We start from the raw sequence: 20,787 nt of genomic DNA on the forward strand, positions 1-20,787 counted from the left end.
GGGCAGTGTTTTTTCCCGTATATACAAAAGAAAGAGAGGGACCTCACTTGATTAAGCGAACAGTAAAAAACATTGCTGAAATGGTCAATGGCACATTGACAAATCCGAAATATGAACAAACAGTCATTCATGGAGTGGCAACCGATACAAGAAAACTGGAACAACATCAGCTTTTCATTCCGCTGAAAGGGGAACGTTTTGACGGCCACGCTTATGTGGAGCAGGCTTTTGAAGCCGGTGTAGCGGCCGTTCTTTGGGATCGGTCAGAGCCAAATCCGCCTGAGAATCAGGCCGTCATTTTAGTGGATGATACCCTTACCGCACTTCAGCAGCTTGCAAAAGCCTATTTGCAGGAGCTTGGCACGCGTGTCATCGGAGTAACCGGAAGCAACGGCAAAACGACAACGAAAGATATGATTCACGCCGTCCTGGGAACCCGGTACCATGTCCACAAAACAGGAGGAAACTTTAATAATCACATCGGTCTGCCGCTGACGGTTTTAGCGATGCCTGAAAATACGGAGATCGCCGTATTGGAGATGGGAATGAGCGCCAAAGGAGAAATTGACCTCTTGAGCCGGCTGGCAAACCCGGATGCGGCAGTGATTACGAATATCGGCGAATCGCATATGCAAGACCTTGGCTCTAGAGAGGGTATCGCGGAGGCGAAGCTTGAAATCATTAACGGGCTTAAAGAAGACGGAGTGCTGATTTATATCGGGGACGAACCGCTCCTTCAAAATGCATACAGCTGCCGGACGAAAACGTACGGAACGGGAGCGCATAATGATTATCAGCTTCAGGATGTCAGCCAGAGTGAGGAAGGCACCCATTTTACAATCAAAGGGATGGAAACATCGTTTTTTATTCCGATACTCGGCAAGCACAATGTGATGAACGCCATGGCTGCAATTGCTGCTGGGGCTTATTTTGGCATCACGCCTGAGGATGCGGCGACAGGACTGAGCGGCCTAAGGGTAACCGGCATGAGACTTGAACTCATTAAAACAGACAGCGGCCTTTCGATAATCAATGACGCTTATAATGCGAGTCCGACCTCCATGAAAGCTGCGATTCAATTGACAGAAAGTCTTGAAGGCTATGGCAAAAAAATGCTCGTGCTCGGCGATATGCTTGAACTCGGCGATCTGGAAAAAACGTTCCATCAAGAGTGCGGCGCTGTGATCAGCCCTGAGAGAATTGACCGCGTTTTTACGTACGGAAAACTGGGAGCTTTTATCGCGGAAGGCGCACTGAAACACTTTGAGAAAGACCGTGTCAGCCACTACACTGAGAAAAAAGATCTCCTCCAAGCTGTGAAGGAAAACGCATCAAAAGGCGATTTGATTTTATTCAAAGCGTCCAGAGGTATGAAGCTTGAAGAAATCGTTAAAGATTTAATAGAGAGCCCGCTTTCTTAAGAAAATAATTTGCGGAAAAAATCATATTACATCATAAAATCATACGATGTGCAAACACTAATGTATGCCGGCCGGAAATTATGTATATCTGGCCGGCTGCGGCTATGATACAATATATATAGGTTATTTCGCGATACGAACATATTCGTCCGGCCTTTTCATCCGCTGACCCAAAGTTCTCCGCCGGACAAATGGGAGCGGATGGAGCAGCAGCCGGCATATTCGAGAAGCCGATCTGCTTCTCATCTTATTGAAAAACAAGTAGTGTAATGGTAAGATAAAACTTAAAGTAATTCGGGCTTTGTATACGGATGGATCCTGTCCCTTTTGTTTAAAGGGCAGTTTTATAAGTGGTAAATCACGACATTACTGAAACAGCAATTAGAAGGAGTTTGAATAATTTGACTATAACGTTTCAAGATTTTAATTTAAGTTCTGATCTCATGAAAGCAATTAATCGTATGGGATTTGAAGAAGCAACACCGATTCAGGCACAAACAATACCGCTCGGACTTTCAAATAAAGACGTCATTGGACAAGCGCAAACAGGTACAGGTAAAACAGCTGCGTTTGGTATACCCCTTGTTGAAAAAATTAACCCCGAGTCTCCTAATATTCAAGCAATCGTAATCGCGCCAACCCGTGAATTAGCCATTCAAGTATCTGAAGAATTATATAAAATCGGACAAGATAAACGTGCGAAGGTTCTTCCTATTTACGGCGGACAGGATATTGGACGACAAATCCGGGCGTTAAAGAAGAATCCGAATATTATTGTCGGAACACCTGGACGTCTTCTTGACCACATCAACCGCCGCACAATTCGTTTAAACAATGTAAATACTGTTGTAATGGATGAAGCGGATGAAATGCTGAACATGGGATTCATTGACGACATTGAATCTATCCTTTCAAACGTGCCGAGCGAGCATCAGACACTTCTGTTCTCTGCTACGATGCCTGCGCCGATCAAACGCATTGCAGAGCGCTTTATGACTGAGCCGGAACACGTAAAAGTAAAAGCGAAAGAAATGACGGTTTCTAACATTCAGCAGTTCTATTTGGAAGTGCAAGAACGCAAAAAATTCGATACACTGACTCGACTTCTTGACATTCAGTCTCCTGAGCTTGCGATCGTATTCGGACGTACAAAACGCCGTGTCGATGAGCTGGCTGAAGCTCTGAACCTTCGCGGATATGCAGCTGAAGGAATTCACGGTGACTTAACGCAGGCGAAACGTATGGTTGCGCTTCGTAAATTCAAAGAAGGCGCAATCGAAGTTCTTGTCGCAACTGATGTTGCCGCTCGCGGACTTGATATTTCAGGCGTAACACACGTGTACAACTTTGATGTGCCGCAAGATCCTGAAAGCTACGTTCACCGTATCGGAAGAACGGGCCGTGCAGGAAAAACAGGTATGGCAATGACGTTTATTACACCGCGTGAGAAAAGCATGCTTCGCGCAATTGAACAAACAACAAAACGCAAAATGGACCGCATGAAGGAGCCTACACTTGATGAAGCGTTAGAAGGCCAGCAGCAGGTTACAGTTGAACGTCTTCGTACGGCAATCAGCGAAAACAACCTGAACTTCTACATGACAGCGGCAGCTGAGCTGCTTGAAGATCATGATGCAGTGACTGTGGTTGCAGCGGCTATCAAAATGTCTACAAAAGAGCCGGACAATACACCGGTTCGCTTAACAGACGAAGCGCCGATGGTCAGCAAACGCTACAAAAACCAGCGCTCTTCTAAACGCAGAGACGGCCAAGGCGGCGGCTACCGCGGCGGAAAAGGGAAAAGCAACAACCGTTCTTCCTACGACAAAAAGCGTTCAAACGATCGCCGTTCGTCAGGTGACAGACGCCAGAAAAAATCATACTAATTTGATCGATTTAGAGCCCAAAACATCATGTTTTGGGCTTTTTTATATTTACGATTTGTGATTCAGCAAACTTTCAGCTGACGGAAGCCATTTTTCTATGTATGCTTAAGAATGAAACCTTTCCGTACAAGAGACGTATAAGTAACGACGAAAAAAAGGGAGGTAGGTATTTTTGAGAGAGCAGCCAAAAAACCAAATCAGTCCAGACGGATTAAAGGTTTGGCGACTTCAAGAGATCATCATATCCGCTGTTTGCTTGCTTATCGTCATAGCAGTTGCAGTGTTAAGCTATTATTTTCATTGGCCGTACTGGATCAGCGGCGTGCTCGGCGCAGTTTGGCTGCTGGGATCGATTGTGACGGTCTTTCTCATTCCGAAGGTCCGCCATAAGGTGTGGCGATATGAAGTCCATGAACATGAAATAGATATTCAGTCAGGTATTTTTGTGGTGACACGTGTGATTGTCCCGATGGTCAGGGTTCAGCACGTTGATACGTCGCAAGGGCCATTATTGAAAAAATACAATCTCGCAACGGTGAAAATTTCCACGGCTGCGACCGTTCATTCGATCCCCGCTTTAGAGATGGAGGAAGCGGACCGACTGAGAGACTCCATTTCCCGTCTGGCAAGGGTGACTGACGATGATGTCTGAACCGAAACGCCTGCACCCGGCAGCAGTCATTTTGAATTTATGCCATACCATTATTCAAACAATAAAAAATATCATTCTGCCATTCTTTTTTGTGTATATCGTCAATTCAAACCATACTGTCCGTTTTTACGGAGCCATTGCGCTCGGTGTGCTGTTCATCTGGCTTGTAGCGGCAAGCATCATCAAATGGAGAAGGTTTACCTATCGAATTGAAGATGATGAATTTAGAATCGAAGAAGGCTTATTTGTGACGAAAAAGCGATACATATCGATTGATCGGATTCAAACGATGAATACGAGCGCGGGCCTTGTCCAGCAAATCTTTAAGCTTGTGAAGCTGCAAATTGAAACAGCAGGCGGAGGCAAGGAGGCAGAAGCCGTTCTTTCTGCTATTTCTGTGGAAGAGGCTGAACGCATCAAAGAAGCTGTCTTTAAGAAAAAAGCGCAAAGACGAGAAAATGAACTTGGTGATGAACAGCTTGAAGCTGAGGAGGAGTTAGATCCTGCCGTTGAGGTGCAAGAGCACTATCGCATGAACGCGAAAGAATTGCTCATGGCCGCTTCTACCTCCGGCGGAATCGGAGTCATTATCTCGGCTGTATTTGCGCTTATTTCCCAGCTCGATGAAGTATTGCCGATGGATTGGTTATTCGATAAATTTTCCTTTCTTCAGCACGCCAGCATCGGTATTTACGCGGTACTCATTTTTATCGGTTTATTTATCGCCTGGATTTTCAGCATTGCGGGCATGATGTTTAGATACGCGAACTTTCAAATCATAAAAAAAGAGCAGGAACTGGTGATTTCAAGAGGAATTATTGAAAAACATCAAGTCACGATTCCGTTGCGAAAAATTCAAGCAATTAAAATAAAAGAAAACATCATCCGCCAGCTTTTCGGCTTTGTAACGGTGTCCATCGTCAGTGCGGGCGGCGGCGACCGGGAAAAAGAAGAAGGTGCGTTGACCATTCTCTTTCCAATGATTCATAAAAAAAAGCTTCCGCACATGCTTCGAACATTTACGCCGGAATACACGCTGGAAGAAAACTGCCGCCGCCTGCCGCGGCGCGCGTTGAAACGCTATTTGTTCCGTTCTGTCATTTTTTCGCTCTTTTTGATCATTCCGTTATGTATTTTCTTTCAGCCCTGGGGCTACCTGTCGGTCATCCTGCTTCCGATTGAATTGTTTTTCGGCTATCTCGCGTATAAAGACGCTGCGTGGACAATCAACGGGAACCGTCTGCAGCTGACGTCTAGATTTATAGGCAGAACAACCGCCATTGTACTCAAAAAACGAATGCAGGTTTGCAAGTTCAGCCAATCCTATTTCCAAAAGAAAGGCCGCCTGTATACCATTTCTACTTCAGTGAAATCATCGAGCCACATGGAAGAATTAACGGTGAGGGATGTAGGTGAAGAGGATGCAGCCTTCATTTTAAACTGGTACTCATATGAAAAAGCGGACGGTTAATACCGCCGCTCCAGCGTGTCGACAAACCCTCGCATTCGTTGTCAGGACTGCGCATCGGTGCTCAATGCGAAGTGGATCAACGGCTAAATTCTCAGGCGTCCTGCCTAAACGCCGTCGTCATCACATCCTGTGAATGTCCGCTCCTATGCTCGTCCTTCCTAGACTTCAAGGGTTTTCAATCACGCTGAAAAGATGACAAAATCCTAAAATGAAAACCATTTTAGGATTTTGTCAACAATCTGAAGCGACGGTTAATACCGCCGCTCTTTTTTTTGCACACACAAAAACGAAAGAAGAAACCCGCCGCATAGTCCAAACAGATGAGCCATCATGTTAATATTGGAGTTGATAAACGACATGAGAACGGCAAATGCGAGCAGGGTGAGGATCATTTTGGAATGCTCCTGCCCAATTAGCTCATTGCGAAAAAGAACCATAAACAGGTACACGCCGAATAGCCCGAAAATGGCGCCTGAAGCCCCGACATGCACGTAATCAAGAGGCTCTGTAACATACGTGCCGATATTGCCGATGATGCCGGAGCCGGCGTACACAAGAAGGAAACGCGCTTTTCCCAGCATGCGTTCCAAAGCCGGGGCAAATAAAAAGATGGACATGGAATTAAACAGCAGATGTGTGAAACCGGCGTGCAGTAAAATCGGTGTAATCAGCCGCCACCATTCACCGTTAGCGACACCTAGATTATAGCCTGCGACAGTATCCCTCCATAAAACGACTGAATGGACAGGAAGTGAAAAAAACAGCCAGAGAACAGCTTGCAAAGCCAATATAAAGGTGACAACGGGATAAAGCCTGATAAACGTTTGAAAATTTTCAGTCCGTATAAACATTCCGAGCCCCTTTTCTTCATTTTGGTATATCTATAGTAACACGTTTATGAGACAAACCATTTAAATAGTACGTGCGCAAAGGAGGTTATCATACATGATTTACGGCATTGGACTGGATATTACCGAGCTTAAACGGATCGCCTCTATGGCTGGACGCCAGAAAAGGTTTGCCGAGCGGATTTTGACGCGAAGCGAGCTTGACCAGTATCGTGAGCTTTCAGAGAAAAGAAAAATCGAATTTCTCGCAGGCAGATTCGCGGCAAAAGAAGCGTTCTCGAAAGCATTTGGCACCGGTATAGGGAGGCAGCTCAGCTTTCAGGACATTGAAATTAGGAAAGACCAAAATGGCAAGCCCTACATCATTTGTACCAAACTGAGCCAGGCCGCCGTTCACGTATCAATCACTCACACAAAAGAATACGCTGCCGCGCAGGTTGTGATTGAAAGGTTGTCAAGCTAGTCTGCATATTAGGGAAACCCCACTCATATATTTGATAGTGCATTAAGGGAGACAAGTTGTTTGAGGCTTTTATGGTACGCATCTGTTCTGCCTAAACGTGTACCGAGCGTACCGTTAAAGTCAAACAAGCGATTTCTTCCTTTTACATCAATTGAGAAAAAGGGGTTGAAAAAGGTGAGAAAAAGCTTTGTTTTGCTTTTAACGGGACTGCTTGCTGTTCTTATTCTTTCTGCCTGCGGGCAAAAAACACAGCAAGATATTGTGGCCGGGTTAGATGAAAAGGCGAAAGAATACACCTCGTACAAAGCAAAAGCGAAAATGACCATCGAGACAGGGAGTGAGCCTCAAGTATACAATGTGGAAATCTGGCACAAAAAGCCGTCTCTGTACAGGGTTTATTTAGAAAATCCGAAAAAGGACCAAAACCAAGTCATTTTACGAAATGAAAACGGAGTATTCGTTCTCACGCCGTCTTTAAATAAGAGCTTCAGATTTCAAAGCGACTGGCCGAACAACAGCAGTCAGGTCTACCTGTTTGAATCGCTCGTAAAGGATGTTCAAAACGATTCGGATGCAGTTTTCACAGCGAAAGAAAAGAAATACGTATTCGAAACAAAAACAAATTATCAGCATAACAAAATGCTGCCGACGCAAGAAATCACATTTAACAAAAAGGATATGAGCCCGTCATCTGTCAAAGTGATGGATACTGACCGGAAAGTGATGGTCAAAGTAGAATTCAGCAGCTTTGAATTTAATAAACAATTTGATAAAGAATCATTTGATGAAAAGAAAAATATGACCCTTTCTCAAATGGATGTTGCCACAAGCGCGAAGCCTTCCGATACATTCGCGGTCAAAACGCCGCTGGAACTGCCGCTTGGCGTAAAGCTGCTTGAAGAAAAAGATATCTCTACTGAAGACGGGAAGCGCATCATCATGACGTACGGAGGAGAAAAATCATTTACGTTAATTCAGGAAAAAGCCCAGATTGCCAAGGCTTCCTCCTCCGTTACGCTGAACGGCGAACCGGTAAATCTCGGCTACACCATCGGCGCTTTGTCGGATGCATCATTATCATGGACATATGACGGCGTTGATTACCTTCTCTCTTCTAAAGATCTTTCTAAAGAGGAAATGGTGACAGTAGCGAAAAGCATGCAGGGACAATCATCGAAATAACCGCCAAAGGCCAAACATGATTTGGCCTTTTTTTCGTTAGACATCGTTTCCCTTTGGCCTTTAATTTTAGTATGATATGTAAATGATATTGAATAAAAGCTAGGAAGTGTCGTAATGAGCACAAAACCTTTTTACAGGGATACGTGGGCGGAAATTGACCTGTCCGCGATAAAGGAAAATGTCAGCAATATGAAAGAACATATCGGTGAACATGTCCAGCTAATGGCAGTTGTGAAAGCAAACGCCTACGGGCATGGTGATGCAGAAACAGCAAAGGCTGCTCTTGACGCAGGTGCTTCATGCTTGGCCGTAGCCATTTTGGATGAAGCGATTTCACTGCGTAAAAAGGGCTTGAAGGCGCCTATATTGGTGCTCGGCGCGGTTCCCCCGGAGTATGTGGCAATCGCTGCTGAGTATGACGTGACCTTAACGGGTTATTCTGTTGAATGGCTTCAGGAGGCAGCCCGCCACACGAAAAAAGGTCCTCTTCATTTTCATCTGAAGGTCGATACGGGGATGAACAGGCTTGGTGTCAAAACAGAGGAAGAAGTACAGAATGTGATGGCCATTCTTGACCGCAACCCCCGTTTAAAGTGCAAAGGGGTATTTACCCATTTTGCGACAGCAGATGAAAAAGAAAGAGGCTATTTCTTAAAGCAGTTTGAGCGTTTTAAAGAGCTGATTGCTCCGTTGCCGTTAAAGAATTTGATGGTCCACTGCGCGAACAGCGCCGCCGGACTTCGGCTGAAAAAAGGCTTTTTTAATGCAGTCAGATTCGGCATCGGCATGTATGGCCTTCGCCCGTCTGCTGACATTTCGGACGAGATACCGTTTCAGCTGCGTCCGGCATTCACCCTGCATTCGACGCTGTCGCATGTCAAACTGATCAGAAAAGGCGAGAGCGTCAGCTACGGAGCCGAGTACACAGCAGAAAAAGACACATGGATCGGGACGGTGCCTGTAGGCTATGCGGACGGCTGGCTCCGAAAATTGAAGGGGACCGACATCCTTGTGAAGGGAAAACGCCTAAAAATTGCCGGCCGAATTTGCATGGACCAATTTATGGTGGAGCTGGATCAGGAATATCCGCCGGGCACAAAAGTCACATTAATAGGCCGGCAGGGAGATGAATATATTTCCATGGATGAGATTGCAGGAAGGCTCGAAACCATTAACTATGAAGTGGCCTGTACAATAAGTTCCCGCGTTCCCCGTATGTTTTTGGAAAATGGGAGTATAATGGAAGTAAGAAATCCTTTGTTGCAGGTCAATATAAGCAATTAGCTTACTTATATGGCGAATTTATAAAACAGCTTTGCTTGAAGAGTGAATAATGGTATCATTATCACTGGATGGATAAAAGAGTCGTATCCGTAAGTTTGGTGGAGGTGTATGTTTTTTGTCTGAATCCAGCGCAAGAACCGAAATGAAAATCAGCTTGCCCGAAAACCTAGTAGCTGAATTGGATGGTGTAGCGATGCGGGAGAAACGAAGCAGAAACGAACTGATATCACAAGCAGTGAGAGCGTATGTCAGCGAACGAACAACTCGTCACAACCGTGATTTGATGAGACGCGGCTATATGGAAATGGCGAAAATCAACCTGAATATTTCTTCTGAGGCTCACTTTGCGGAGTGCGAGGCTGAAACGACAGTTGAGCGCTTAGTCAGCGGAGGATAATCATTTGATTGTGAAACGCGGCGATGTTTATTTTGCTGATTTATCTCCTGTTGTTGGCTCAGAGCAAGGCGGGGTGCGCCCGGTTTTAGTGATCCAAAATGACATCGGAAATCGCTTCAGCCCAACTGCTATTGTTGCAGCCATAACAGCACAAATACAGAAAGCGAAATTACCAACCCACGTCGAAATCGATGCAAAACGCTACGGTTTTGAAAGAGATTCCGTTATTTTGCTGGAGCAAATTCGGACGATTGACAAGCAAAGGTTAACGGATAAGATTACTCATCTGGATGATGAAATGATGGATAAGGTTGATGAAGCCTTGCAAATCAGTTTGGCACTCATTGATTTTTAGACATATTTGCAGGTTGCTCACAAAGAGCAACTTTTTTTGTTTTCAAAAAACATAAACGATATAATAATGAAATAACGAAAAAATATGTTGTTTTTTATTGGGAGGTAAGCGAATTTGATGTCGAACCAGACTGTATACCAGTTCATTGCCGAAAATCAAAATGAACTGCTCCAACTGTGGACTGACACACTAAAAGAATTAAGCGAGCAAGAATCCTATCAGCTGACTGACCAAGTGTATGAAAATATATCTAAAGAGTATATCGACATTGTGCTGCTGTCTGTTAAGGACGAAAACGCTGCTGAAAGCCAAATCAGTGAACTGGCGCTTCGAGCGGTCCAAATCGGAATTTCTTTGAAGTTTTTGGCTACTGCGCTTGCTGAATTCTGGAAACGTCTCTACACGAAAATGAATGATAAGAGATTGCCAGATCAAGAGAGCACGGAGTTAATCTGGCAGATTGACCGATTTTTCAGCCCGATTAACACAGAAATTTTTAATCAATACTCAATCTCATGGGAAAAAACAGTATCCCTGCAAAAGATCGCGTTGCAGGAGCTATCTGCACCGCTTATTCCGGTGTTTGAAAATATCACCGTGATGCCGCTAGTTGGAACAATTGATACAGAACGCGCGAAACGAATTATGGAAAACCTTCTTAATGGCGTTGTCAAACACCGTTCCCAAGTCGTGCTGATTGACATTACCGGTGTCCCTGTCGTCGATACGATGGTTGCCCATCATATTATTCAGGCATCAGAAGCGGTAAGGCTTGTCGGAGCAAAATGCCTGCTGGCCGGAATCCGCCCGGAAATTGCTCAAACCATCGTTAACCTGGGGATTGATTTATCCCAAGTTATAACTAAGAATACCCTGCAAAAAGGAATTCAAACAGCGTTGGAAATGACGGATCGAAAAATCGTTTCATTGGGGGAATAACATTGTGAGACATCCAAAAATCCCGATCTTGAAACTGTATAATTGCTTATTAGTGTCCATTCAATGGGAACTTGATGACCAAACTGCATTAACCTTTCAAGAAGACTTATTAAATAAAATATATGAAACAGGTGCTAACGGCGTTGTCATTGACCTGACATCTGTGGATATGATTGATTCATTTATCGCAAAAGTGCTGGGCGACGTCATAACAATGTCCAAGTTAATGGGGGCAAAAGTTGTCTTGACCGGCATTCAGCCCGCTGTGGCAGTGACGCTGATCGAACTTGGAATCGCGCTTGAGGAAATCGAAACAGCGCTCGACTTAGAGCAAGGGCTTGAGACATTGAAGCGGGAATTGGGGGAATAGCGAATGAACGACCAATCCTGTGTAAAAATCATGACAGAATGGGATATTGTAGCCGCCAGACAGCTGGGACGAAACGTTGCGAAAGAACTGGGTTTCGGCACTGTAGACCAGGCTAGAATTACAACGGCTATTTCAGAATTAGCCAGGAATATTTATTTATATGCCGGCAAAGGGCAGATTGGAATTGAACAGGTCGCAGACAGAGGAAAAAAGGGCCTGAAAATCATAGCGGAAGACCAAGGGCCGGGAATTCCTGATATCCGAAAAGTCATGGAAGACGGATTTTCAACGTCTGGAGGACTTGGTGCGGGACTTCCCGGAGTCAAAAGGCTGATGGATGAATTCAGCTTAAATTCCGTATCGGGGGAAGGAACAGAGATACAAGCCATCAAATGGCTTCGGTAGGAGGTAAGAACGTGGATTTTAGGGAGGTTATTGAGCAGCGGTATCATCAGCTGCTTAACCGATATATAGCCGAATTAACAGAAACATCTTTATATCAAGCCCAAAAATTCAGCCGAAAAACAATCGAGCACCAAATTCCTCCGGAAGAAATCATCAGTATTCATAGAAAAGTGCTGAAGGAGCTGTATCCAAGTCTCCCGGAAGATGTGTTTCATTCGCTGGATTTTTTAATAGAAGTCATGATTGGTTATGGAATGGCTTATCAGGAGCATCAAACCCTTAGAGGGATACAGCAGGAAATCAAATCAGAAATTGAAATCGCAGCTAATGTCCAGCAGACGCTGCTCGGAACAAAAATTCCGCAGGAGGACGCGCTGGATATCGGCGCCATCAGTGTTCCTGCCAAACAGATGAGCGGTGATTACTACCACTTCGTCAAAGACAAGGAATCCATTAATATCGCAATCGCGGACGTGATCGGAAAAGGCATTCCAGCTGCTCTCTGTATGTCCATGATTAAATACGCAATGGACTCTTTGCCGGAAACGGGCATACACCCTTCTCAGGTGCTGAAAAATTTAAATCGTGTTGTTGAACAAAACGTTGACGCTAGTATGTTTATTACGATGTTTTATGCCAATTACAATATGGACAAGCATCGATTTACATATGCTTCGGCGGGACATGAACCGGGATTCTATTATTCTCAAAAAGACAACGCGTTTTATGATTTAGAGGCTAAAGGACTCGTTCTCGGCATCTCGCAGGATTATGACTACAGACAATTCGATCAGCATCTGGAAAAGGGTGATATGATCGTTTTATTTTCTGACGGCGTCACAGAATGCAGAACAGAAAACGGTTTCTTGGAGCGTCCTGATTTGCAGAAGCTCATTGAGGAACATATGTGTTCCTCCGCGCAGGAAATGGTCAAAAACATTTATGACAGCCTCCTCAAATTACAGGACTTTCAGCTTCATGATGATTTTACGTTAATTGTTTTGCGGAGAAAGGTTTAACGTCTTCCAGACGAGGGTATAAAGCAACTAGTGACTTGAAGGAAAATTTGAGGTGATACGAATGAATATAAATGTTGATGTGAAGCAAAACGAGAATGATATACACGTAAACATTGCAGGAGAAATTGATGTATACTCAGCGCCGGTGCTTAGAGAGAAGCTTGTGCCCCTGGCAGAACAAGGCGCAGACTTAAGAATTTGCCTGAAAGATGTCAGCTACATGGATAGTACCGGATTGGGCGTTTTTGTAGGGATCTTTAAAACAGTGAAAAAACAAGGCGGTTCGTTAAAACTTGAAAATCTTTCTGACCGCCTGATCCGCCTGTTTGACATTACAGGCCTGAAGGACATCATTGATATTTCTGCAAAGTCAGAAGGTGGAGTGCAATGAAGAATAAAGCTGATTACATCGAAATGAAAGTGCCGGCCCAACCTGAGTATGTGGGAATTATAAGACTGACACTGTCAGGCGTCGCAAGCAGAATGGGCTATACGTATGATGAAATTGAAGATTTGAAAATCGCAGTCAGTGAAGCATGCACAAATGCGGTTCAGCATGCTTACAAAGAAGATAAAAATGGGGAAGTGTCAATACGATTCGGTGTGTTTGAAGACCGTTTAGAGGTTATTGTGGCGGATGAAGGAGACAGCTTTGACTTTGATCAAAAGCAGCAGGATCTAGGGCCGTACACACCTTCGCACACAGTTGATCAATTATCAGAAGGAGGGCTCGGTCTATATTTAATGGAAACGCTCATGGATGAAGTTAGAGTGCAAAATCACTCCGGCGTCACTGTAGCGATGACAAAGTATTTAAATGGGGAGCGAGTTGATCATGACACAACCATCAAAAACTACGAAACTAACTAAAGATGAAGTCGATCGGCTCATAAGCGATTACCAAACAAAGCAAGATGAACAGGCGCAGGAAACGCTTGTGCGGGTGTATACAAATCTGGTTGACATGCTTGCGAAAAAATATTCAAAAGGCAAAAGCTTCCACGAGGATCTCCGCCAGGTCGGCATGATCGGGCTGCTCGGCGCGATTAAGCGATACGATCCTGTTGTCGGGAAATCGTTTGAAGCTTTTGCAATTCCGACAATCATCGGTGAAATAAAACGTTTCCTCAGAGATAAAACATGGAGCGTTCACGTGCCGAGACGGATTAAAGAACTGGGGCCAAGAATCAAAATGGCGGTTGATCAGCTGACGACTGAAACACAAAGATCGCCGAAAGTTGAAGAGATTGCCGAATTCCTCGATGTTTCTGAAGAAGAGGTTCTTGAAACGATGGAAATGGGCAAAAGCTATCAAGCCTTATCCGTTGACCACAGCATTGAAGCGGATTCGGACGGAAGCACCGTCACGATCCTTGATATCGTCGGATCACAGGAGGATGGATATGAGCGAGTCAACCAGCAAATGATGCTGCAAAGCGTGCTTCATGTCCTTTCAGACCGTGAAAAACAAATCATAGACCTTACGTATATTCAAAACAAAAGCCAAAAAGAAACTGGGGACATTCTCGGTATATCTCAAATGCACGTCTCGCGTCTGCAGCGCAAAGCTGTGAAGAAGCTCAGAGAGGCCTTGATTGAAGATCCCTCGATGGAGTTAATGTAATGATCCAGGTTGAAGAAAACGAGCATATTCAAACTCTAGTATATCAACTGAATAAAGAAGGAAAATCGATTTGCGGAGACAGCTTTTTTATGAAAGCTGATGACAAGGAATTAATTTGCGCGGTTGCTGACGGACTTGGAAGCGGATCGCTTGCAAACGAATCCTCTGCAGCCATCAAAGACTTAGTGGAAAACTATGCGAATGAAGACGTACAAAGCATTATCGAACGCTGTAATCAGGCGATGAAAAACAAAAGAGGCGCCACAGCATCTATCCTGAAAATCAATTTTGAACAAAGGCAGTTTACGTACTGCTCTGTCGGCAATGTACGGTTTATTCTGCATTCCCCGTCTGGTGAAAGCTTTTATCCTCTGCCGATTTCGGGCTATTTATCAGGCAAGCCGCAAAAATACAAAACGCACACCGCCACTTATGAAAAGGGTTCAAAGTTCATTATACATACAGATGGACTCAACGTACCCGATATCCGCTCCCATTTGAAAAAGGGCCAATCGGTAGAAGACATATCGAATTCGCTGAAAATGTATACGACATCGAGAAAAGATGATCTGACCTATATTCTTGGACATCTGTCCTAGGAAACCAGAAAAAAGAAGCTGGACATCCGGCTTCTTTTTTTGCGGTTGACTATTAGTAAGTACGCTTATTATAATTAATAAGTGAACTTATCAATTTGGGGGGCTTATGGGATGTGGAATGATGAATACATTGCGATAGCTGATGCGGATATAGACAAAATCTGGAGCCGTTATCAGCAAACAGAAACATGGGATCAATGGGATGCGGGTATTTCATCAGCTTCTTTGAAGGGACCATTTCAAAAGGGAACGGAAGGAACATTGCTTCTGCAAGGACATACAGTTTCTTTTTGGCTTGAGCATGTGGAGAAACATCGGTCATTTTCTGTCATGGCCAACATGCCGCATAACAATGTAAAAATGGAATTTTCTTACGTGCTTCAAAAGCAAAAAGAAGGTTTGCGTATCACACATGGAATTGTATTAGAAGGTGCTGAAGCAAAAAAATGTGGAGAAATCATTGGTACTGAACTGTCTAAAGACATCCCGGCGGCTGTCAGCAGGCTTGTTCACCTATGCGGAGGAGTGATAAAATGAACACTAATTATTGGATCGGCGTTGTGTCAGAGCAGCATGTATTAAAAGGTGCTGCCGGTGGTTTTGCACAGCTGTGCCATGGAAAAAAAGCCCCGCTCGCCAAAATGAAAGAGGGAGATTGGCTGATTTATTATTCTCCAAGAGACGCATATCCAGATGGCAAACTGCTGCGAAGCTTTACTGCGATCGGCAAAGTGAAAAGCGGAAATATCTATCCGTATCAAATGGCTCCGAATTTTATTCCATACCGATTAGATATAGACTATTATCCATGCCATAAAATCGGTTTTTACGACATTAAATCAAAGCTTGAATTTGTTCAGGAAACCAAGCATCTTGGCTTTTTATTTCGCAGAGGACATTTTGAAATCAGCAAAAATGATTTTTTGACAATAGCACAAGCGATGGGAGTTAACATAAGTGGAATGGCACTCTAAATTTAGCGGTCCGAACACAAGCCCGGGCTTTTTATTATGGCAGGCCACGCAAAGCTGGCAGCGGAAAGTGGGAAAAGCATTGGCTGAGTTTGACCTGACACACGTTCAATTTGTTCTGCTGACCTCGTGCAAGTATATGATTGCTCACGGAGAAACCGTCACGCAAAAAAAACTTGCAAGCTTCAGCCAGACCAATATCATGATGGTTTCAGAGGTTGTGCGGACGCTTGAGAAAAAAGGATTTATCGAAAGAAGCAAAAATCCCCAGGATAAAAGAGAGGTCCTCCTGTCTCTTACAGAAACAGGAGGAGAAAAAGTAACAGCGGCTTTGCCAATTGTTGAGAAGATTGATCAATCCTTTTTTGCAGCTGCGATGAAAAAAGAGAATTTTCTGAGCGGCTTACAGGAACTATTGAAACATGAGTAAAGATACGGGCAGCGCCAGCTGTCTTTTTTTATGTGTTTTTTTCGGTTTTTGATACACTAGAGAAAGAACGACAAAATTGGAGGCTTTGGTTACATGGAAACGTCAGCCCTTTTAAAACAGCAAATTGCGAAAGAAATAGGTTTATCACAAAAACATGTTGAAAGTGTTATCCGTCTGCTTGAGGACGGCAACACAGTCCCGTTTATTGCCCGGTATCGAAAAGAGCAGACGGGTTCAATGGATGAGGTTCAGATTCAAACGATTTCTGAACGCTGGCAATACATACAAAACCTGAATCAGCGAAAAGAAGAAGTCATCAGGCTGATTGCAGAGCAGGATAAACTGACAGATGATCTAAAACGTAAAATCGAGCAATCGGTGAAGCTTCAGGAAGTGGAAGACCTTTACCGCCCTTATAAACAAAAACGCAAAACAAAGGCGACAGTCGCTAAAAGCAAAGGCCTGGAGCCGCTTGCCGACTATATCCTGACACTCCCCCAAGATGATCGTCTGGCAAAAACAGCAGACCAGTACATCAGCGAAGAAAAAGAAGTGTTCACACGAGAAGAAGCGATTGAAGGCGCCAAGCACATTATTGCGGAACAAATCTCAGACGAGCCGTCTTTCAGAAAGTGGATTCGCCAGGAAACCTTCAAAAAAGGAACCATTAAGTCTGTTGCCGGAAAGTCGGCAGACACGGATGAAAAAAATGTGTATGAAATGTATTATGAATATGAAGAGCCAATCGCAAAGGTCGTTCCGCACAGGGTGCTGGCAATGAACCGCGGCGAAAAAGAAGACATTTTAAAGGTATCGATCGAACCGCCTGCGGATCACATTAAAGCGTATTTAGAAAAACAAATCATCAAAAACCGCTCAACGACCGTAAAAGAGATTTTGCAGGAGACAATTGAGGACAGCTATAAAAGACTGATCCAGCCGGCAATCGAGCGTGAAATCAGGAAAGAGCTCTCAGAAAAAGCCGATGAACAGGCGATTCATATTTTCTCAGAAAACTTGAGAAAGCTTCTGCTTCAGCCGCCAATGAAAGGCAAAACTGTGCTCGGTGTTGACCCAGCCTTTCGAACCGGCTGTAAGCTCGCTGTGTCAGATGAGACCGGAAAAGTCTTGAAAATTGATGTAATCTATCCGCATGCGCCAGTCAACAAAACAAAAGAAGCTCATGAAAAAGTGAAAAAGACTCTTGAGCAATATCAAGTCGAGATGGTGGCGATCGGAAACGGCACAGCATCCAGAGAAACAGAACAATTCATTGTCAATGTACTAAAGGATATGCCGCGCAAAATTTATTATGTAATTGTCAATGAAGCGGGAGCGAGTGTCTATTCGGCTTCTGAGCTTGCCCGAGAAGAATTCCCTGACCTAAAGGTTGAAGAGCGCAGTGCCGTATCTATTGCGCGAAGACTTCAAGACCCGCTCGCGGAGCTCGTTAAGATCGATCCGAAGTCTGTGGGTGTCGGACAGTATCAGCATGACGTCAGCCAAAAGCGCTTAAATGAATCTCTGCGGTTTGTCGTCGAAACGGTCGTAAACCAGGTTGGAGTAAACGTCAACACAGCATCTGCCGCGCTGCTTCAGTATGTAGCGGGATTATCGAAGTCTGTCGCAGGCAACGTTGTCAAAAAACGTGAGGAAATCGGAAAGTTTTCAAATCGAAAAGAACTGAAGGACATCCCAAGGCTCGGTGCGAAAACTTACGAGCAATGTATCGGTTTCTTAAGAGTGCAGGAAGGGACAGAGCCTTTGGATAGAACAGGCATCCATCCGGAAAGCTATAAAGAAACAAAAGCGCTATTGAAAAAACTCGGGCTTTCAACAGAACAGATTGGCACGGCGGAATTGAAGGACAAAATCAATCAGCTGGCACTTTCTGAAACGGCAAAAGAGCTGGGAATCGGCGAAATCACTCTGAAAGATATTTGTGAACAGCTGACAAGGCCAGAACGCGATCCGCGCGACGAGGTGCCAAAGCCTTTGCTGAAAACAGACGTCCTTCAGCTGGAAGATTTGAAAGAGGGAATGGAACTGCAGGGTACCGTGCGCAATGTAGTGGACTTTGGAGCGTTTGTTGATATCGGAGTCAAACAAGATGGGCTTGTGCATATCTCAAAACTCAGCAATCAATTCGTCAAGCATCCTCTTGATGTTGTCTCTGTCGGCGATATCGTGACAGTTTGGGTTGACGGCGTAGATGTACAAAAAGGCAGAGTATCGCTGTCTATGGTAAAATAAAAGCACTGCTTACGAGCAGTGTTTTTTCCTATAGAAATACCAGCATTGATTCAGCAGTTTAATTTGGTAATTATCTTTTTCAAGGAACGCTTTTTGCATCTGTTTTTTAAGCCAATTTGGCATAGGCTCATTCCTCCTCAGCTTTTATCATAAGAGGGACAGTGATTACCATATTGTATGCGAACGGTGAATTGTCCCGTTCAATGTTTTTTAAGTGAGGTGCACTATGGATAATATAGAGCTTCAAAAGCTGGCAGAGGATATTTCTGAAACGTACTTTAAAAAGCCGTTCCGCCATCAGGCGCTTTTTAATGACAGGCTTAAAACCACTGGCGGCAGGTACCTGTTAACCTCCCATAACATTGAATTGAACAGAAAATATTTGATTGAACACGGCAGGGAGGAACTGATCGGCATCATCAAGCATGAGCTCTGCCATTATCATCTTCACCTTGAAGGAAAAGGGTACAAGCACAGAGACAGAGATTTTAGAATGCTTTTGCAGCAAGTCAACGCGCCGAGGTTCTGTACACCCCTTAAGAAAAAAGCGGAAAACAAAAAAACTTATATGTATATCTGTACGGCCTGCGGCCAACAGTATATAAAGAAGCGGGCTATGAACCCTGACAGATACAGATGCGGAAAATGCCGCGGGAAAATAAAAAGAATTTTTTCGTGAAAAAGGTTGACGAATATGGCAAGCCTATGTTACATTATAAAAGTCGTCACGAGAGATAAATAAAAACATTTACCTCTTGACACTGAAAATCAAGACTGGTATAATAAGTCTTGTCTCATTATTCCACAGTAGCTCAGTGGTAGAGCTATCGGCTGTTAACCGATCGGTCGCAGGTTCGAATCCTGCCTGTGGAGCCATATTGGAGAAGTACTCAAGTGGCTGAAGAGGCGCCCCTGCTAAGGGTGTAGGTCGCGTAAGCGGCGCGAGGGTTCAAATCCCTCCTTCTCCGCCATAAGATTTCGATATAAGTTCTCAACCATCGGCCCGTTGGTCAAGCGGTTAAGACACCGCCCTTTCACGGCGGTAACACGGGTTCGAATCCCGTACGGGTCATTCCATTTCGTTGGGCTATAGCCAAGCGGTAAGGCAACGGACTTTGACTCCGTCATGCGTTGGTTCGAATCCAGCTAGCCCAGCCATTTTTATTTTTTTGAAATCGAATAGTAAGAGCCATTAGCTCAGTTGGTAGAGCATCTGACTTTTAATCAGAGGGTCGAAGGTTCGAGTCCTTCATGGCTCACCACTTATCTTTTTGCGGGTGTGGCGGAATTGGCAGACGCGCTAGACTTAGGATCTAGTGTCTTACGACGTGGGGGTTCGAGTCCCTTCACCCGCACTTTATTTACAAAGTGCACGCAAATTGGTTTTACTAGGTTAAGAGCCTAAACCAGCACAAACACAATTTTATCATCACGCGGTCGTGGCGGAATGGCAGACGCGCTAGGTTGAGGGCCTAGTGGGTGAATAACCCGTGGAGGTTCAAGTCCTCTCGGCCGCATCAATGATACCAAGGGTTGTAGACCCCTGGTGTTTTTTTATGCTCTCTTTTATTTTTAAGGTTTACTCCTTTTTACTCCACTTGTTAGAATAATTCATCCAGCTTATCAGCAGTTTCTTTTTGTTTATTAGGAAAGAGATGACCATAAACATCGATTGTTGTTTTGATTGAAGCATGTCCTAGTCGTTCCTTTATTGTGATGTAATCTTCTCTTTGATGAATTAACAATGCGACATGTGAATGTCTCAGATCATGAAGGCGGATCGGTTCTACTTCTCCTCGATTACAAATTGTTTTGATTTTTCGGCTAAAGATGTCTTTATTGGCTGGGCTCTCTTTGTACTGGAAAATAAAAGTGTTGTCTGATGATGATACTTGAAGTTTTTCTAATATGTCTTGTTGTTTTTCTTTCCAGTCCAGTAACATTTCAAATAATTTTGTATTAATACTGATCCGTCTATTAGAGTTTTTGGTCTTTGGTGGAGTGATTTTATATTCACCTTTAATAAATGATAGTGACTTATACACATTTATTTCTTTTCTTACGTTATCAATATCATTCCAAGTCAAAGCGAGTAGTTCTCCACATCTCATTCCCGTGAAATAAGCAACAGTGTAGAATACTTTAAAAAGCTGCTCTTCATTTTCATCTATTAATTTTACAAATGCTTTAAATTGCTCAGGTGTCCAAAATTTCATTT

General features: G+C 44.0%; 24 protein-coding genes, 7 tRNA genes and 1 pseudogene. 29 read left to right on the forward strand and 3 right to left on the reverse strand.

Going from position 1 to position 20,787, the window contains the following annotated elements; genetic code table 11:
• The first annotated feature begins 47 nt into the window (after window positions 1-47).
• The 4 genes from murF to C1T29_RS02930 all read left to right on the forward strand — a co-directional run bounded on the left by murF (window position 48) and on the right by C1T29_RS02930 (window position 5,430).
• A complete protein-coding gene (murF, locus tag C1T29_RS02915) occupies window positions 48-1,421 on the forward strand; it encodes a UDP-N-acetylmuramoyl-tripeptide--D-alanyl-D-alanine ligase (RefSeq protein WP_103749863.1) in 1,374 nt (457 codons plus the stop codon).
• Window positions 1,422-1,822: 401 nt separating this feature from the next.
• On the forward strand, window positions 1,823-3,307 hold the full coding sequence (cshA, locus tag C1T29_RS02920; protein ID WP_040084118.1) for a degradosome RNA helicase CshA: 1,485 nt from the start codon (window positions 1,823-1,825) through the stop codon (window positions 3,305-3,307).
• A gap of 172 nt (window positions 3,308-3,479) precedes the next feature.
• Complete coding sequence (locus tag C1T29_RS02925; protein ID WP_014662848.1) at window positions 3,480-3,959, forward strand: PH domain-containing protein; 480 nt, start codon at window positions 3,480-3,482, stop codon at window positions 3,957-3,959.
• Window positions 3,949-5,430 carry a PH domain-containing protein gene (locus tag C1T29_RS02930; protein WP_095432091.1) on the forward strand — a complete coding sequence of 494 codons (1,482 nt, stop codon included), beginning with the start codon at window positions 3,949-3,951 and terminating at the stop codon, window positions 5,428-5,430. Before C1T29_RS02925 ends, C1T29_RS02930 begins: the two co-directional genes overlap by 11 nt.
• A 251-nt stretch (window positions 5,431-5,681) precedes the next feature.
• Here the strand turns inward: C1T29_RS02930 and C1T29_RS02935 are convergent, their stop codons facing one another.
• The gene (locus C1T29_RS02935; RefSeq protein WP_095432090.1) at window positions 5,682-6,281 is read right to left on the reverse strand and encodes a rhomboid family intramembrane serine protease; all 600 of its coding nucleotides are present in this window, start codon (window positions 6,279-6,281) and stop codon (window positions 5,682-5,684) included.
• Between the two features lie 94 nt (window positions 6,282-6,375).
• On the opposite strand from C1T29_RS02935, the gene acpS reads away from it, so the two are divergent.
• The 17 genes and pseudogenes from acpS (at window position 6,376) to C1T29_RS03020 (ending at window position 18,569) form a co-directional block, all read left to right on the forward strand.
• Window positions 6,376-6,741, forward strand: a complete 366-nt coding sequence (gene acpS, locus C1T29_RS02940) for a holo-ACP synthase (protein ID WP_069839917.1) — start codon at window positions 6,376-6,378, stop codon at window positions 6,739-6,741.
• A gap of 165 nt (window positions 6,742-6,906) precedes the next feature.
• Window positions 6,907-7,923 carry a LolA family protein gene (locus tag C1T29_RS02945; protein WP_003234282.1) on the forward strand — a complete coding sequence of 339 codons (1,017 nt, stop codon included), beginning with the start codon at window positions 6,907-6,909 and terminating at the stop codon, window positions 7,921-7,923.
• Window positions 7,924-8,037: 114 nt separating this feature from the next.
• Entirely contained in the window at window positions 8,038-9,207 is a 1,170-nt protein-coding gene (gene alr, locus C1T29_RS02950; RefSeq protein ID WP_095432089.1) for an alanine racemase, read from the forward strand.
• Between the two features lie 115 nt (window positions 9,208-9,322).
• The gene (gene endB / locus C1T29_RS02955; protein ID WP_003225183.1) at window positions 9,323-9,604 is read left to right on the forward strand and encodes a type II toxin-antitoxin system antitoxin EndoAI; all 282 of its coding nucleotides are present in this window, start codon (window positions 9,323-9,325) and stop codon (window positions 9,602-9,604) included.
• 4 nt (window positions 9,605-9,608) lie between these two features.
• Window positions 9,609-9,959, forward strand: coding sequence for a type II toxin-antitoxin system endoribonuclease NdoA (gene ndoA, locus C1T29_RS02960; RefSeq protein WP_003156187.1), 351 nt, complete (start codon window positions 9,609-9,611; stop codon window positions 9,957-9,959).
• A 114-nt stretch (window positions 9,960-10,073) separates the two neighbouring features.
• Window positions 10,074-10,898, forward strand: a complete 825-nt coding sequence (gene rsbRA, locus C1T29_RS02965; protein WP_095432088.1) for an RsbT co-antagonist protein RsbRA — start codon at window positions 10,074-10,076, stop codon at window positions 10,896-10,898.
• A gap of 4 nt (window positions 10,899-10,902) precedes the next feature.
• Window positions 10,903-11,268, forward strand: coding sequence for an RsbT antagonist protein RsbS (gene rsbS / locus C1T29_RS02970; protein ID WP_003225190.1), 366 nt, complete (start codon window positions 10,903-10,905; stop codon window positions 11,266-11,268).
• A 3-nt stretch (window positions 11,269-11,271) separates the two neighbouring features.
• Window positions 11,272-11,673, forward strand: coding sequence for a serine/threonine-protein kinase RsbT (rsbT, locus tag C1T29_RS02975; protein ID WP_003240352.1), 402 nt, complete (start codon window positions 11,272-11,274; stop codon window positions 11,671-11,673).
• Between the two features lie 11 nt (window positions 11,674-11,684).
• On the forward strand, window positions 11,685-12,692 hold the full coding sequence (rsbU, locus tag C1T29_RS02980; protein ID WP_095432087.1) for a phosphoserine phosphatase RsbU: 1,008 nt from the start codon (window positions 11,685-11,687) through the stop codon (window positions 12,690-12,692).
• Between the two features lie 61 nt (window positions 12,693-12,753).
• A complete protein-coding gene (gene rsbV, locus C1T29_RS02985; protein WP_095432086.1) occupies window positions 12,754-13,083 on the forward strand; it encodes an anti-sigma factor antagonist RsbV in 330 nt (109 codons plus the stop codon).
• Entirely contained in the window at window positions 13,080-13,562 is a 483-nt protein-coding gene (rsbW, locus tag C1T29_RS02990; RefSeq protein ID WP_014662856.1) for an anti-sigma B factor RsbW, read from the forward strand. The genes rsbV and rsbW overlap by 4 nt, the downstream gene beginning before the upstream one ends.
• Window positions 13,528-14,316, forward strand: coding sequence for an RNA polymerase sigma factor SigB (gene sigB, locus C1T29_RS02995; protein WP_014662857.1), 789 nt, complete (start codon window positions 13,528-13,530; stop codon window positions 14,314-14,316). The genes rsbW and sigB overlap by 35 nt, the downstream gene beginning before the upstream one ends.
• Complete coding sequence (rsbX, locus tag C1T29_RS03000; RefSeq protein WP_040084112.1) at window positions 14,316-14,915, forward strand: phosphoserine phosphatase RsbX; 600 nt, start codon at window positions 14,316-14,318, stop codon at window positions 14,913-14,915. Before sigB ends, rsbX begins: the two co-directional genes overlap by 1 nt.
• A 301-nt stretch (window positions 14,916-15,216) precedes the next feature.
• Window positions 15,217-15,452 (forward strand): annotated as a pseudogene (locus tag C1T29_RS24655) (hypothetical protein).
• Window positions 15,449-15,889: an EVE domain-containing protein gene (locus C1T29_RS03010; protein WP_040084111.1), complete on the forward strand. Its 441-nt coding sequence runs from the start codon at window positions 15,449-15,451 to the stop codon at window positions 15,887-15,889. Before C1T29_RS24655 ends, C1T29_RS03010 begins: the two are co-directional and overlap by 4 nt.
• Complete coding sequence (locus tag C1T29_RS03015; protein WP_071581002.1) at window positions 15,873-16,316, forward strand: MarR family winged helix-turn-helix transcriptional regulator; 444 nt, start codon at window positions 15,873-15,875, stop codon at window positions 16,314-16,316. Before C1T29_RS03010 ends, C1T29_RS03015 begins: the two co-directional genes overlap by 17 nt.
• Window positions 16,317-16,409: 93 nt before the next feature.
• Entirely contained in the window at window positions 16,410-18,569 is a 2,160-nt protein-coding gene (locus C1T29_RS03020; protein ID WP_071581001.1) for a Tex family protein, read from the forward strand.
• Window positions 18,570-18,578: 9 nt separating this feature from the next.
• Here C1T29_RS03020 and cmpA read toward each other — a convergent pair whose 3' ends face one another.
• Window positions 18,579-18,692 (reverse strand): cortex morphogenetic protein CmpA, encoded by a 114-nt coding sequence (gene cmpA, locus C1T29_RS03025; RefSeq protein WP_003225207.1) that lies wholly within the window; start codon window positions 18,690-18,692, stop codon window positions 18,579-18,581.
• A 103-nt stretch (window positions 18,693-18,795) separates the two neighbouring features.
• Here cmpA and C1T29_RS03030 point away from each other — a divergent pair, with 103 nt between their 5' ends.
• The 8 genes from C1T29_RS03030 to C1T29_RS03065 all read left to right on the forward strand — a co-directional run bounded on the left by C1T29_RS03030 (window position 18,796) and on the right by C1T29_RS03065 (window position 20,086).
• Window positions 18,796-19,248 carry a SprT family protein gene (locus C1T29_RS03030; protein WP_095432085.1) on the forward strand — a complete coding sequence of 151 codons (453 nt, stop codon included), beginning with the start codon at window positions 18,796-18,798 and terminating at the stop codon, window positions 19,246-19,248.
• A 122-nt stretch (window positions 19,249-19,370) separates the two neighbouring features.
• Window positions 19,371-19,445, forward strand: a tRNA-Asn gene (locus tag C1T29_RS03035).
• Between the two features lie 4 nt (window positions 19,446-19,449).
• A tRNA-Ser gene (locus C1T29_RS03040) sits at window positions 19,450-19,540 on the forward strand.
• A gap of 29 nt (window positions 19,541-19,569) precedes the next feature.
• Window positions 19,570-19,641 (forward strand) — tRNA-Glu (locus C1T29_RS03045).
• 11 nt (window positions 19,642-19,652) lie between these two features.
• Window positions 19,653-19,727, forward strand: a tRNA-Gln gene (locus C1T29_RS03050).
• Between the two features lie 28 nt (window positions 19,728-19,755).
• Window positions 19,756-19,831: transfer RNA gene (locus C1T29_RS03055), tRNA-Lys, on the forward strand.
• A gap of 11 nt (window positions 19,832-19,842) precedes the next feature.
• Window positions 19,843-19,924, forward strand: a tRNA-Leu gene (locus C1T29_RS03060).
• A gap of 78 nt (window positions 19,925-20,002) precedes the next feature.
• Window positions 20,003-20,086: transfer RNA gene (locus C1T29_RS03065), tRNA-Leu, on the forward strand.
• Between the two features lie 84 nt (window positions 20,087-20,170).
• Here C1T29_RS03065 and C1T29_RS03070 read toward each other — a convergent pair.
• Window positions 20,171-20,787, reverse strand: a 617-nt coding sequence (locus C1T29_RS03070; RefSeq protein ID WP_208945608.1) for a site-specific integrase, incomplete at its 5' end; no start/stop codon positions are given.

It is taken from the genome of Bacillus sp. MBGLi79, assembly GCF_002953915.1.